At 69.5% G+C, this 11,967-nt stretch carries 14 protein-coding genes; 6 read left to right on the top strand and 8 right to left on the bottom strand.

All coding sequences use genetic code 11. From position 1 onward, the window contains the following. Positions 1 to 9: 9 nt before the first annotated feature. Positions 10 to 705: a maleylpyruvate isomerase family mycothiol-dependent enzyme gene (locus tag BJQ94_RS05000; protein WP_265399540.1), complete on the top strand. Its 696-nt coding sequence runs from the start codon at positions 10 to 12 to the stop codon at positions 703 to 705. Here the strand turns inward: BJQ94_RS05000 and BJQ94_RS04995 are convergent. From BJQ94_RS04995 to BJQ94_RS04975, 5 genes are all read right to left on the bottom strand, one after another. Continuing rightward, on the bottom strand, positions 702 to 1,643 hold the full coding sequence (locus tag BJQ94_RS04995; protein ID WP_265399635.1) for a bifunctional riboflavin kinase/FAD synthetase: 942 nt from the start codon (positions 1,641 to 1,643) through the stop codon (positions 702 to 704). The two genes, BJQ94_RS05000 and BJQ94_RS04995, sit on opposite strands and share 4 nt — an antisense overlap. 20 nt (positions 1,644 to 1,663) lie before the next feature. Next, positions 1,664 to 2,128 carry a hypothetical protein gene (locus tag BJQ94_RS04990; protein WP_265399539.1) on the bottom strand — a complete coding sequence of 155 codons (465 nt, stop codon included), beginning with the start codon at positions 2,126 to 2,128 and terminating at the stop codon, positions 1,664 to 1,666. A gap of 68 nt (positions 2,129 to 2,196) precedes the next feature. Next, entirely contained in the window at positions 2,197 to 2,565 is a 369-nt protein-coding gene (locus BJQ94_RS04985) for a hypothetical protein (RefSeq protein ID WP_265399538.1), read from the bottom strand. Then, positions 2,562 to 3,530, bottom strand: coding sequence for a tRNA pseudouridine(55) synthase TruB (gene truB, locus BJQ94_RS04980; RefSeq protein ID WP_265399537.1), 969 nt, complete (start codon positions 3,528 to 3,530; stop codon positions 2,562 to 2,564). Before truB ends, BJQ94_RS04985 begins: the two co-directional genes overlap by 4 nt. 22 nt (positions 3,531 to 3,552) lie before the next feature. After that, a complete protein-coding gene (locus tag BJQ94_RS04975; RefSeq protein ID WP_265399536.1) occupies positions 3,553 to 4,200 on the bottom strand; it encodes a TetR/AcrR family transcriptional regulator in 648 nt (215 codons plus the stop codon). Positions 4,201 to 4,289: 89 nt separating this feature from the next. Here BJQ94_RS04975 and BJQ94_RS04970 point away from each other — a divergent pair, with 89 nt between their 5' ends. Continuing rightward, positions 4,290 to 5,765 carry an MFS transporter gene (locus BJQ94_RS04970; protein WP_265399535.1) on the top strand — a complete coding sequence of 492 codons (1,476 nt, stop codon included), beginning with the start codon at positions 4,290 to 4,292 and terminating at the stop codon, positions 5,763 to 5,765. Between the two features lie 35 nt (positions 5,766 to 5,800). After that, on the top strand, positions 5,801 to 6,802 hold the full coding sequence (locus tag BJQ94_RS04965; RefSeq protein ID WP_265399534.1) for a ketopantoate reductase family protein: 1,002 nt from the start codon (positions 5,801 to 5,803) through the stop codon (positions 6,800 to 6,802). On the opposite strand, the gene BJQ94_RS04960 is transcribed toward BJQ94_RS04965, so the two are convergent. Further along, positions 6,786 to 7,388 (bottom strand): hypothetical protein, encoded by a 603-nt coding sequence (locus BJQ94_RS04960; RefSeq protein WP_265399533.1) that lies wholly within the window; start codon positions 7,386 to 7,388, stop codon positions 6,786 to 6,788. The genes BJQ94_RS04965 and BJQ94_RS04960 overlap by 17 nt on opposite strands. A gap of 23 nt (positions 7,389 to 7,411) precedes the next feature. Here BJQ94_RS04960 and BJQ94_RS04955 point away from each other — a divergent pair, with 23 nt between their 5' ends. Genes BJQ94_RS04955 through BJQ94_RS04945 form a run of 3 tightly spaced genes read left to right on the top strand, consistent with a single transcriptional unit; the run spans position 7,412 to position 10,639 of the window. Further along, a complete protein-coding gene (locus BJQ94_RS04955) occupies positions 7,412 to 8,359 on the top strand; it encodes an A/G-specific adenine glycosylase (protein WP_265399532.1) in 948 nt (315 codons plus the stop codon). Between the two features lie 35 nt (positions 8,360 to 8,394). Continuing rightward, the gene (locus tag BJQ94_RS04950) at positions 8,395 to 9,666 is read left to right on the top strand and encodes an FAD-binding protein (RefSeq protein ID WP_265399531.1); all 1,272 of its coding nucleotides are present in this window, start codon (positions 8,395 to 8,397) and stop codon (positions 9,664 to 9,666) included. After that, positions 9,659 to 10,639, top strand: coding sequence for an aldose 1-epimerase family protein (locus BJQ94_RS04945; RefSeq protein WP_265399530.1), 981 nt, complete (start codon positions 9,659 to 9,661; stop codon positions 10,637 to 10,639). Before BJQ94_RS04950 ends, BJQ94_RS04945 begins: the two co-directional genes overlap by 8 nt. An 86-nt stretch (positions 10,640 to 10,725) precedes the next feature. Here BJQ94_RS04945 and BJQ94_RS04940 read toward each other — a convergent pair whose 3' ends face one another. Further along, the gene (locus BJQ94_RS04940) at positions 10,726 to 11,190 is read right to left on the bottom strand and encodes a DUF805 domain-containing protein (RefSeq protein WP_265399529.1); all 465 of its coding nucleotides are present in this window, start codon (positions 11,188 to 11,190) and stop codon (positions 10,726 to 10,728) included. Positions 11,191 to 11,360: 170 nt separating this feature from the next. Next, positions 11,361 to 11,894 (bottom strand): 30S ribosome-binding factor RbfA, encoded by a 534-nt coding sequence (gene rbfA, locus BJQ94_RS04935; RefSeq protein WP_265399528.1) that lies wholly within the window; start codon positions 11,892 to 11,894, stop codon positions 11,361 to 11,363. Positions 11,895 to 11,967: the final 73 nt, after the last annotated feature.

Below are 11,967 nucleotides of genomic sequence, written 5' to 3'. Positions count from 1 at the left end.
CTGGACGGCATGGCAGAATTCGCGCGACACCTTCCCCTGAGCCTTCGGAGCGTCGGGAACGAATCCGGTGTGAACGCGCGCTGGTCCGGCCACCTCGCCGCGACCCTCACGGCCATCGCCGACCTGCTTGAGGGCCTCAGCTCCGAGCAGTGGGAAACACAGAGCCTGTGCGGCCGCTGGCGGGTGCGCGACGTCGCCGGCCACCTCGTCTGGCGGCTGGGCAGCACCCGGCGTGAGCTGATCGGCAGCGCCGCCCGCGCCTACCTCGGTCACTATGTTCGCCCGTCGCGCGCCATCGACGCCGTGAGCCGGGCCGCAGCAACGGTGCCGCCGGAGCAGCTCGTATCGCGCCTGCGAGAGATCGCAGCGGAGCGGGCCGCCGGCCGGGGCCGGGGCGGCATCTGGGAACTGACCGAGGCCGTGGTGCACGGCCTCGACCTGGCGCATCCGCTCGGGCTCACCCTGCCGATTCACGCAACGGCCGGCGGCGCGGTGGCGCTGCGGCGCAGCCTGATCGCGCCGACCGAGATCAAGGCCGTGCTGCGCACCCGCCGGTTGGTGGCGACGGATGCCGAGTGGAGCGTCGGCCACGGCGCACCGCTGCGCGGCACGGCGTCGGAGCTGATCCTGTTCCTGTTCGGCCGTGGGCCGCTGCCTACTGAGGCACCGCCCGTCGAAGCAGCGCCGGAGCCGCCGGAAGCCTAGTCGAGCGGTCGGTGCAGGATCGCGCGGGTCTTCAGGACGTCGTCCTCGATCTGCTTGATCAGCGGTTCGATGCCCGTGAACGCGACCATTCCGCGGATGTGTTCGACAAAGGAGACCTCGACCACGTGGTCGTAGAGGTCGATGTCCTGGTCGAGCACGTAGGCCTCCACCTGCTTCTGCGGAACGCCGTCGAAGGTGGGGTTGTTGCCGATGGAGATGGCCGCGGGATACCGGGACCCGTTGTCGGTCAGCCAGCCGGCGTAGACGCCGTCGGCGGGGATCAGTCCCTCGGACTCCGGCGACAGATTGGCCGTGGGAAAGCCGAGCTCACGCCCGCGGGCGGCGCCGTGCACGACCTCGCCGCGCACGGTCGGGGTGTGCCCGAGCAGGCGGGTCGCCGAGCGCACATCGCCGGCAGACAGCAGCTCGCGGATCCAGGTGGAAGACACCCGGCGTTCGCCGTGCGGCATCACGTCGTCGATCAACCGCACGTCGAAGCCGTACTGGCGGCCGAGCGCGGTGAGCAGCTCGGCGTCACCGGCGCCGCGGGCGCCGAACCTGAAGTCGCGGCCGACCATCACGTGCCGCGCGTGCAGGGTGTGTACCAGGATGTCGCGCACGAAGTCCTCGGGCGGCAGCGATGACAGTGCGGCGTCGAAGGTGAGCACAACGGTGGCGTCGATGCCTGTCTCGGCCAGCAGGTCGAGCTTCTGCGGCACGCTGACAAGCTCCGTCGGACACTTCTCGGGGTTCAGCAGGGCCAGCGGATGCCGGTCGAAGGTGACGACGACGACGGCCAGGCCTTCCCGGCGGGCCAGCGTCTTGAGCTCATTGATCACGGCACGGTGGCCGGCGTGCACGCCGTCGAACTTGCCGATGCTCACGGCCGAGGCCGGCCAGTCGGCGGGGACCTCGGCGATGCCGTTGAGCACCTTCATGGGCGTGGTCTGGGCGGCGGTCATGCTGCCGCGCCGTCACGGCCGGCGCGGGCCGGGGCGTGCTTGGCCAGCCACCACATGCCCAGGATCGGCAGGACCAGCGGGATGAAGAGGTAGCCGCGACCGTAGAACGACCAGACGGTGTCGTGCGGGAAGAGTTCGGGGTCGACCAGGCTGAGCGTGCCGATGACGAGTACGCCGAGCAGCTCGAAGCCGATCGTGATCCACGCCACCCGGTACCAGCCGGTGCCGCGGTTGACCAGGGCGATCGTCGCGACGATGTAGACCACGGCAGCGAGCGCGGACAGGGTGTACGCCACGGGGGCCTGGTCGAACTTGCTCACGATCTGCACGAACGATCGACCGGTCGCGGCGAGCGCGAGAACGCCGTACACCATGATCAGGACGCGGCCGATGCCGGTCACCCGGCCGGATTTCGTCGTGCCGGTGGCGTTGTCTCCGGAGTCCGTCTGCAGCTCATTCATCGCTCAGCAATTATCGCAGCATCCGCGGGCATCGGCGCGCCGGTGCACCGTGGCTCCCTCCGGGCGGCTCAGACCCCCTGCACGGTCCAGATCTGCAGCATCCGGTAGAGCATGACGGCTACCGACAGGCAGACAACGCCCAGGATCACGGTGCTCCAGCGGCTGCGCTCGATCAGCGCCCAGGCTCCCCCGGCCAACGGCAGCAGGATGGCGCTGACCAGGTAGGTGTAAAACTCCAGCAGGCTGCCGGTGGCCTGGTTGCCGGCGAACGGGGCCACGATCGCGACGATGAGCTGAACGATCAGGAGCAGTTCGACGAGGGCGGTGGCTCCCATGCTGAGGTCGGTGGGCTTGCGGCCGGCGAAGCCGAGGCCCAGGCAGAGCAGACCGGCCGCGACGGCGATAGCGAGCTGCAGGTAGGTGAACCACTCGATCACGATGCGTCCTCAGGGTCTGCCGGTCGGTCAGTGACGGGAGCCGGTGGTTGGTCCGGCGGGAAGTTCACGATCGACTTGGCCTGCCCTGCACGGTAGTCCGCCAGGCCGACGAGACGGCCGTCAGGGGCGACGGCGGCCACGGGGCCGCCGTCCTCTGCGCCCTCCGGTGCGGGGATGCGCTTGCCCTGGCTGAGGTCGATGGCCTGCTGCGCGGTCAGGTCGAGCCTGTCGAAGAGCCGGCTGGCCGCATCCGCCGGCCCGATCAGGGCACGGCTTACGTCGAGCTGGTCGAGGGGGTCTGCGGCGTCGATGCCGAACGGGCCGATCCGGGTGCGGCGGAGGCTGGTGAGGTGCCCGCCGACACCGAGACCGGCGCCGAGATCGCGGGCCAGGGCCCGGATGTAGGTGCCGGAGGAGCAGACCACGCGCACCTCGAGGTCGAGGAATCCGTCGACAGGGGTGCTGGAGACCAGCTCGAATTCGCTCACCGTGACGGGCCGGGCGGGCAGTTCCACGTCTTCGCCGGCCCGCACCCTGGCGTAGGCGCGTTTGCCGTCCACCTTGATCGCGCTCACGGCGCTGGGCCGCTGGCTGATGTCGCCGGTGAGCGCCTCGATGCCCGCACTGACCAGGGCTCCGGTCAGGGCGAGGACCACGTCGGCTGGCGCGCGGGTGAGCTCCTCCCCTTCGGCGTCGTCGGTGGTCGTGGCCGCGCCCAGGCGGATGGTGGCCAGGTACTCCTTGTCGAGGCCGACCACATAGGTGAGCAGACGGGTGGAGCTGTTGATCCCGAGGATCAGCAGGCCGGTCGCCATCGGGTCCAGGGTGCCGGCGTGGCCGACCTTGCGGGTGTTGGCCAGTCGGCGGGTGCGAGCGACGGCGTCGTGGCTGGTCCAGCCCTGGGGCTTGTCGATCAGCACGAGGCCGCTGGCGGTGCTGCCGGGCGGGCGGCGTGGGGCGTTCACTGGAAATCCTTCTTAGCTGGGGTCAGGCATTCTCGGCGGCCTCGGCGGCTGTGGCGCCGAGCACAACATCGAGCTTGCCACGGAACGTGCAGCGCATGAGTTCCTCAGCGTCGGGGTCCTCGCCGAAGATATCGGGCAGCCGGATGGCCAGGAGCGTGTTGAACAGCATCCCGTCGGCCAGGAACTCCCGGATGGCGTCGGGCGGGAATCCGGCCTCGTCGCGCAGCATCCGGTAGATCTCGAGGAAGCCCGCCCTGGCCTTGGCGCCGACGACCGGGTTGTGCCCGCTGATGAACGCCTGCATGAGCGAAAGCAGGATGCCGCGATCTTCGATGAGGTCCACGTACGCGGCGCCGAGCCGTGCGGCCAGCAACTCCACCTCGTCGTCGCTGTGCTCACGCGGTTCGGCGATGATCTGCCTGAAGCCGGCGACCAGACGCTCGAGTGCCCGGGCCAGCACCTCGAGGAAGAGGTTCTCCTTGGTGCCGAACATGCGCACCACGTAGGGCTGACTGATGCCGGCGGCCTTGGCCACAGCGTCGGTGGTCGCACCGGAATAGCCCCGCTCACCGAAGACCACACTGGCCGCGGCCAGGATCTGCTCGCGGCGCTCGGCGGCGGGGATGCGCTCGGTGGGTGGGGCGGCTGCGGTGCCGGATGTCTCGTTCACACTTGACAGGTTATCAGTCGATTACTAATGTCTCATTTTGTAATCATTCAATTACAACATTCTCCGGTTCTCCTCCGAAGGGACCTTCCATGACCACCACCGCCCCCACCAACACTCCCCCACCGGCCGGCCTGCGCCGGCGCCGGGTGCCCGTCTGGCTGGCCGTTGTCGCCGCCTCGCTGCCCATGTTCATGGCCACCCTCGACAACCTCGTAGTCACCAGCGCCCTGCCGGTGATCAACGCCGACCTCTCCGCGAGCATCGAAGAGCTGCAGTGGGTCGTGAACGCCTACTCGCTCAGCTTCGCCACCTTCATGCTGATGGCCGTCGCCATCGGCGACCGCTTCGGCCGCCGGTCCGTGTTCCTGGCCGGCATCGCCCTATTCACCGCCGCCTCGGCGCTCTGCGCCATGAGCGTCGAGCCGTGGATGCTGATCACCGCTCGCGCCCTCCAGGGCGTGGGCGCCGCCGCGCTCATGCCGCTCTCCCTTACCCTGCTGGTCGGGTCGGTGGCCGACAGGTTCCGGCCGGCGGCCATCGGCATCTGGGGCGGCATCGCCGGACTCGGAGTGGCCCTCGGGCCGCTCATCGGCGGCGCCGTGGTGGAGGGCTGGAACTGGGAGGCCATCTTCTGGCTGAACGTGCCGCTCGGTCTGCTGTCGATCCCGCTGGTGCTGGTGGCGTTGCCCAACAGCTTCGGCGCCCGGCTACGCGCCGATGTGCTGGGCCTGCTCCTAGCCGGCGGCGGGGTCTTCGGCGTCGTCTACGGAATCGTGCGCGGCAACGAGGCGGGCTGGACCAGCACAGAGGTGCTCACGGCGCTGATCGGCGGCGGCGTGCTGCTGCTGGCCTTCGTCTGGTGGGAGGGCCGGGCATCCGCGCCGCTGCTGCCGCTGCGGCTCTTCCGCGACCGAAGCTTCACGGTCGCGAACCTGGTGGGCATCACCTTCAGCTTCGGCATCTTCGGCTCGATCTTCATCCTCATCCAATTCCTGCAGATCGTGCAGGGCCACAGCCCGCTCGAGGCCGGTGTGATGACGATGCCGTGGACCCTGGCGCCGATGATCGTGGCGCCGCTCACGGGCATGCTCAGCCCGAGGACCGGCACCAGGCTGCCGATCGTGCTGGGCCTGGCGCTGCTGTCGATCGCCATGTTCTGGATCTCCCTGACCATGTCGGCCGACGTCGAGTACGGCGAGCTGGTGGGCGCGTTCATCCTGGCCGGTCTCGGCATGGGGCTGGTCTTCGCGCCGAGCTCCACGGCCGTGCTGGCCAATATGGTGCCGGACGATCACGCCAAGGCGTCGGGCACCAACTCCACCTTCCGCGAGATCGGCGTGGCCCTGGGCGTGGCGGTGCTCACCGCGGTCTTCACCGGCAACGGCGGCGAACTCACTCCCACCGGGTATGTGGATGCCGCGATCCCCGCCGTGATGGTCGGCGCCGGGGTGCTCGCCGTCGCGGCGGTCATCGCCCTCGCCCTGCCCTCTGGACGCCGGCCGGCCCAGACGCCGGCGACGACCCCCGCGCCGGTTGAGACCGAGACCCTCCTGGTGCGCGGGTAGCCGTGCGGGCGCGGCCGGGCTCATAGGCTGAGGTCATGCGAATTGCTGTGATCGGTGCCGGCGCCCTGGGCGGAACCTTCGCCACCCTCCTGAGCCAGGCCGGCCACGACGTCACCGTCACGGCGCGGGGCGCCGGGCTCGCCGCGATCCGGGAGCACGGCATCCGTCTCGAGGGCGGATTCGGCCGGGCACACGCCCGGCCGGCCGCCCTCCAACGGCTGACCGACACGCCAGAGCTGGCCCTGGTGTGCACCAAGGCGCAGGATGCGGAGGCCGCTATCACCGACAACGCGGCGGCGCTCGACGGCGCCGCTGTGATCGTGATCCAGAACGGCCTCGACGGAGTCAACACCGCCAGGCGACTGCTCCCCCGCTCCGACTGCTTCGGCGCTCTCTCGATCATTGCCGCGAACTACACCGAACCTGGTCTGGTCACCGTCACGACGGCCGCGCCCACCTACCTCGGCCGCGGCACCGGGGCAGCCGACGACGCCACCCGCCACTGGCAGGCCGTGCTCAACGGTGCAGTGCCCAGCCAGGCCATCGACAACTTCGTGGGCTCCCAGTGGACCAAGCTCGTGGTGAACATGCTCAATGCGCTGCCCGCGATCACCGGCTTGAGTGTGCAGGAGGTGGTGGCGAACCCGGGTTTGCGCCGGGTGATGACGCTGAGCATGCGCGAGGCCGTGCGCGTCGGCATGCGCCGCGGCATCAGCTTCGGCGCGATGCAGGCGCTCGGCGACCGCCGGCTGCGGGCCTTCTCGCGGCTGCCGGCCTGGGCCGGGCAGGTGCTGCCGCTCATGATGCGCGCCCGGATGGGAACCGTGCCCAACCTCGGCTCCACCCTGCAGAGCGTGACCCGCGGCCAGCGCACCGAGGTGGACTACCTCAATGGCGCCGTGGTGCGGGAGGCCGCCGTCGCAGGGGTGCCGGCCCCGGTGAACAGCCGGCTCACCGCATTGGTGCACGAGGTCGAGGAGCGCGGGTCGTTCCTCGGCCCCGCCGAGGTACTGGCACGGTTCAGCAGGAGTCGCTGAACACCCGCTGGGGGTTGTGCCGCTCGCTGAGATCGATCACCGCGGACGCCACCTGCCGCGGACGTTCCTCCTTCTGGTAGAGGTAGTCGGCTTCAGAGGTCGCTTCGCTCTCCAGCAGGATGCGGTAGTTCCAGGCGTCCCGCAGCTCCGACCGGTTGATGAACTCGCCGTCGATCACCAGGACGGCGTCAGCGGGGGCCGTGGTCCAGGTCGGTTCGATCCAGGCGTCCCGGTCCGGGTCGAACACCTGCGTGACGAAGCCGGTGCTGCCGCCGAGCCTGAACGGCTCAAGGAGCACCCGGCGCAGGGCCGAATAGTCGTAGCCGTGCCGGAAGAGCCGTTCGGGGGTGTCGGCGCCGAACCGGCCGGCGTCCTCGCGCGACCGCTTGAAGTAACGCAGCGACGCCCGGTACGACGCCACCTCCGCTTCGTCGAGCACCGCCGCCAGGTCATCGGCGAACGCGGTGCGAGCGGCGTGATCGGCGCCGTCGACGGCGACGATCACCCGGCCCCGGCCGTTCAGGTGGAGGATCTCGGCCGCGAGGGTACGCAGGTACTCGACGCGAGGAGTGGAAACAAGCTTCATGAATCGAGCCTAGGTTAGAACCGATGAACGTCACAGCCCAGGGCCCGGCCCGCACCGGAAACACTACAGCCGGCACCGCGCCAATCAGCACCGCCGGCCCCGCTCTCAGCAGGTCGATCAGCGCATGGTTCGACGAGAATGCCCGCGACCTGCCCTGGCGGCGCGACGGCTTCAGCGCCTGGGGCACCCTTGTGAGCGAGTTCATGCTGCAGCAGACCCCAGTGAACCGGGTCATCCCGCGACTGACCGAATGGTTGGAACGCTGGCCCACCCCAGCCGACCTCGCGGCGGTGCCCTCCGGCGAGGCCGTTCGCGCCTGGGCCAGCCTCGGCTACCCACGCCGGGCGCTCTGGCTGCATGCCGCTGCCGTGCAGATCACCGAGCGTCACGGCGGGGTCGTGCCCGAAGACATCGACGATCTCCTCGCCCTCACCGGCATCGGCGACTACACGGCCAGGGCGGTCGCGGCGTTCGCCTACGGCCACAGGCATCCGGTGGTCGACACCAACACCCGCCGCGTGATCGCCAGGGCCGTGGCCGGTCAGGGCGAGCCGGCACCGCCCAGCCGCACCCGCGACCTGGAGGCCATGTCGGCGCTCTTGCCGGCCGACCCCGTGGCCGCAGCCGTGTTCAATGCGGCGATCATGGAGCTGGGCGCCGTCGTCTGCGTGAGCCGGACCCCCCGGTGTGCCGACTGCCCGATCCGGGATGCCTGCGCCTGGCGCGCCGCCGGGTACCCGGACTATGCGGGACCGAAGAAGGCCGTGCAGAAGAAGTTCGAGGGCAGCGACCGGCAGGTGCGCGGCCTGATCATGGCCGAATTGCGGGCCACCCACCATCCGGTCACCGCCGCGGAGGTCGAGGGTCTCTGGCCTGACGCCGTGCAGCGCGACCGGGCCCTGGCCGGGCTCGTGGCCGACGGGCTCGCCGTTCTCGTCGAGCCCGGGATGTACGCTCTTTCGCAGGGGTGAAAACCCCGGCGTTCTCTCCAACAGAAATGGTTTCGATGAAGAACTGGGCCGGCAATGTCGAGTATTCGACACAGGACGTGAGGCATCCGGCCACGGCGGACGAAGTGTCGCAGATCGTGGCCGCGGCGCACGCCGCCAACGGACACGTCAAGGCGCTGGGCTCGCGGCATTCCTTCTCCACCATCGCCGACACCTCCGGCACCCTGGTGGCTCTCGACGGCCTGGTGATCGAGCCCTCGCTGCAGTTCGGTGACGATGGCGCCGCGGTGAGCGTGCGCGTCGGAGCCGGCAGCAGCTACGCCCAGGTCGGCGCCTACCTGGCCGAGCAGGGCCTGGCCCTGCCCAACCTCGCGTCGCTGCCGCACATCTCGGTTGCCGGTGCGATCCAGACGGGCACCCACGGTTCCGGCGTGCGCAACGGATCGCTGGCCTCCTCGGTGCTGGCCCTGGAGATCGTGCGCGCCGACGGCCGGGTCGAGATCGTTCGGGAGCACGACTCCGACTTCGCCGCCTCGGTCGTCGGCCTCGGTGCCGTCGGCATCGTCACCGCGGTCACGCTGCGGGTGCAGCCGCATTTCCAGATCTCCCAGTATGTGCACGAGGGGCTCTCCTGGACGGCGGCCCTCGCCAATTGGGCAGCCATCATGGCCAGCGGCTACAGCGTCAGCGTGTTCACCACCTTCCGGGGTGAGGACACCCACCAGGTCTGGTCGAAACGCCGCCTGGACGTGGACGGCCCCGAGTTCGACCTGGCCGCCCTCGGCGCCCGGGAGGCCACGGTGGCGCTGCACCCGCTGCCCGGGGTCGACGCCGGCAGCGTCACCGCTCAGCTGCGTGAGCCCGGGCCGTGGAACGAGCGGCTGTCGCACTTCAGGAGTGAGTTCCAGCCCAGCCATGGTGAGGAAATCCAGTCCGAATACCTGATCCCCGCCGAACACGCCGTCGCCGCGATCATGGCCCTGCGTCTGATCGGCGACCGGATCGCGCCGCTGCTGCACATCTCCGAGCTCCGCAGCGTGGCCGCCGACACCGCCTGGCTCAGCCCGAGCTACGCCCGCGACTCGCTCGCCATCCATTTCACCTGGAAACCCCTGCCGACCGAGATTCTCACCGTGCTGCCGCTGATCGAGCACACCCTCGAACCCTTCGCGCCCCGCCCGCACTGGGGCAAGGTCGCCACGATGTCCCCGGCGGGGCTCCGCCGCGCCTATCCCCGCCTCGACGATTTCGCGGCGCATGTCAGCCGGGTCGACCCCGACGGGCTCTTCGAGAACGCCTACCTGAAACGAGTACTGTCCCATGACTGACGCCGCCGTCGCCGTCCCCGCCGCCACCAGCTCGGATGTCTCGGTGCTGCCGCTCTCCGGCCTGCAGTACACGATCACTGCCGGCGGGTACGCGGCCACGATCGCGAGCGTCGGCGCGAGCCTGCGCGAGTTCACCTGGTACGGCCGCGACCTCGTCGTGCCGTTCGACGCGAACGAGGTGCGCCCCGGCTACCGCGGTGCCGTGCTGGCGCCCTGGCCGAACCGGGTGGTCGACGGCACATATTCCTTCGACGGCGTCGACTATCAGCTGCCGCTCACCGAGCCCAGCCGCTCACACGCACTGCACGGCCTCGTCTGCTGGGCCGATTGGACGCTCGAGGCGCGCTCGACCGACTCCGTGACCCTGCGCACCACGATCGTGCCCAGCGACGGCTATCCACACCGGGTCGCCCTGCTGGCGGCGTACCGGCTCGGTGCCGATGGCCTCACCACCACCGTGACCGCCGAGAACCTCGGCGCGAGCACGGCCCCGTACGGCACCGGCCCGCACCCGTATCTCGTGGCCGGTCCAGGCGCCGTGGACGACTGGACCCTCGAGTTCCCCGCCGCCGCGTACCTCACGGTGACGCCGGACCGGCTCAGCCCTGTCGCCGTCGCCCACGTTGAGACCAACCCGGAGTTCGACTTCCGCACCGCCAGGGTGATCGGTGACACCTTCATCGACCATGCCTTCACGTCGATCGCACGCGACGCGGATGGCACGGCCAGCGTGGTCGTGACCAGCCCGATCGGCACCGGCGTGCGCATGAGTTTCGGCGCCGGGCTGCCCTGGCTGCAGGTGCACACGGCCGACCGCCCCGCCCCTGAACCGAGCCGGATCGGCCTGGCGGTCGAACCGATGACCTGCCCGCCGGACGCCTTCTCCACCGCAGAAGACCTGGTGCGGCTGTCCCCCGGCGCCACCCACAGCGCCGCCTGGACCATCGCCGCCACAGAGGCCGATCCCGCCTGACCCGACACGCGCCCACGTGTGCGCTGAGTTGCCGCAAAATGCCCCTTCAGCAGCGCTGAAGGGGCATTTTGCGTCAAGTCGAAGAGCTAGGCGTCGAACCGCGCGCCCTCCGGCTTGGGCGGCAGCAGTGTGAGCACCAGCAGAATCAGGCCGCCCACAAACGGCACCAGGGCGATGAAGATGAACAGGGCGGAGAAGTTGCCGTCGTGCAGGCGCCGGGCCGTGAGTGCCAGGTCGGGGATGATCGTCGCCAGCCCGTACAGGCTGATCAGCACCACGACCACCACGGCACCGCCAGAGGGCGCGGCGACAGTGCCGTCTGCCGACATAGTGCCTCCTCCCCCTGACACCAGGGCGATCACGCTGAGCACCGTGAGCACGACGTAGTTCACCAGTGCCCACCACCAGTACTCGGCGCGGCTGGCCCGGCCGGAGAAGGTCGCGTACTTGGTGAAGAAGCGCTTGACCGCTTCGGTGAGCGGGGCCCCGTAGTACGGCAACGCGAGGGGCACGCTTCCGACAGGTGCGGTGGATTGCTGGGGAATGACCATGACAACTCCTTCGGATGTGGACGATTGCGTAGATCCTAGAAGGATTTGCGCGCCTTCACCGGGTATTTTCGCAAATCCGCTGCGCTGTTGGCCAAGGTTTCACACGCACGAAACCTCCGGCACCGATGAATCGGCCGGAGGTTTCGGGTGGTGCGGGAGGGCGCAGGCGGTTAGCGGGCGTCGGGCTCCGTGGCGGCTGCGTGGCGGCCGGTGGGAGCTGGCGCTGCCTGCACCTCGTCCTCGTCGGTATCGTCCTCGTCATCATCGTCTTCGTCTTCCGCGTATTCGCGGGGCTTGACGTACGGGTCTTCATCGCCGGCGTAGACGGCGGCACGCGCCATCTCGCCCACCTGGGTGTCGCGCTCGCGCGCCTCACGCAGCAGGTCGTCGATGAGGGCGGCGTTCTCCGGGATGCCGTCGGCGATGAATTCGAGCGACGGGGTCAGCCGGGCGGTGATGTTCTTGCCCACCTCGCTGCGCATCATGCCGGTGGCCGCCTTGAGCGCTGCGGCGCTGTCCTTGCGCTCCTCGTCGGAGCCGTAGACCGTGTAGAACACCGAGGCGTGCTGCAGGTCACCGGTGACCTTGACGTCGGTGATGGTCACGAAGCCGAGTCTCGGGTCGCGGATGCCGCGTTCCAACCGCTTGGCCACGATGACCTTGATGCGGTCCGCCATCTTCCTAGCGCGTGCCGGATCTACCATGAGCTACTCCTAGTTTGTGGGTACTTCTTAACGCTCTTAAGCCCTCCCCAACCATCGATTGACCGATGATGTC

Source organism: Cryobacterium sp. SO2 (genome assembly GCF_026151165.2).
Classification (GTDB): Bacteria; Actinomycetota; Actinomycetes; order Actinomycetales; family Microbacteriaceae; genus Cryobacterium.
This window is presented reverse-complemented; position numbering and strand designations above follow the sequence as displayed.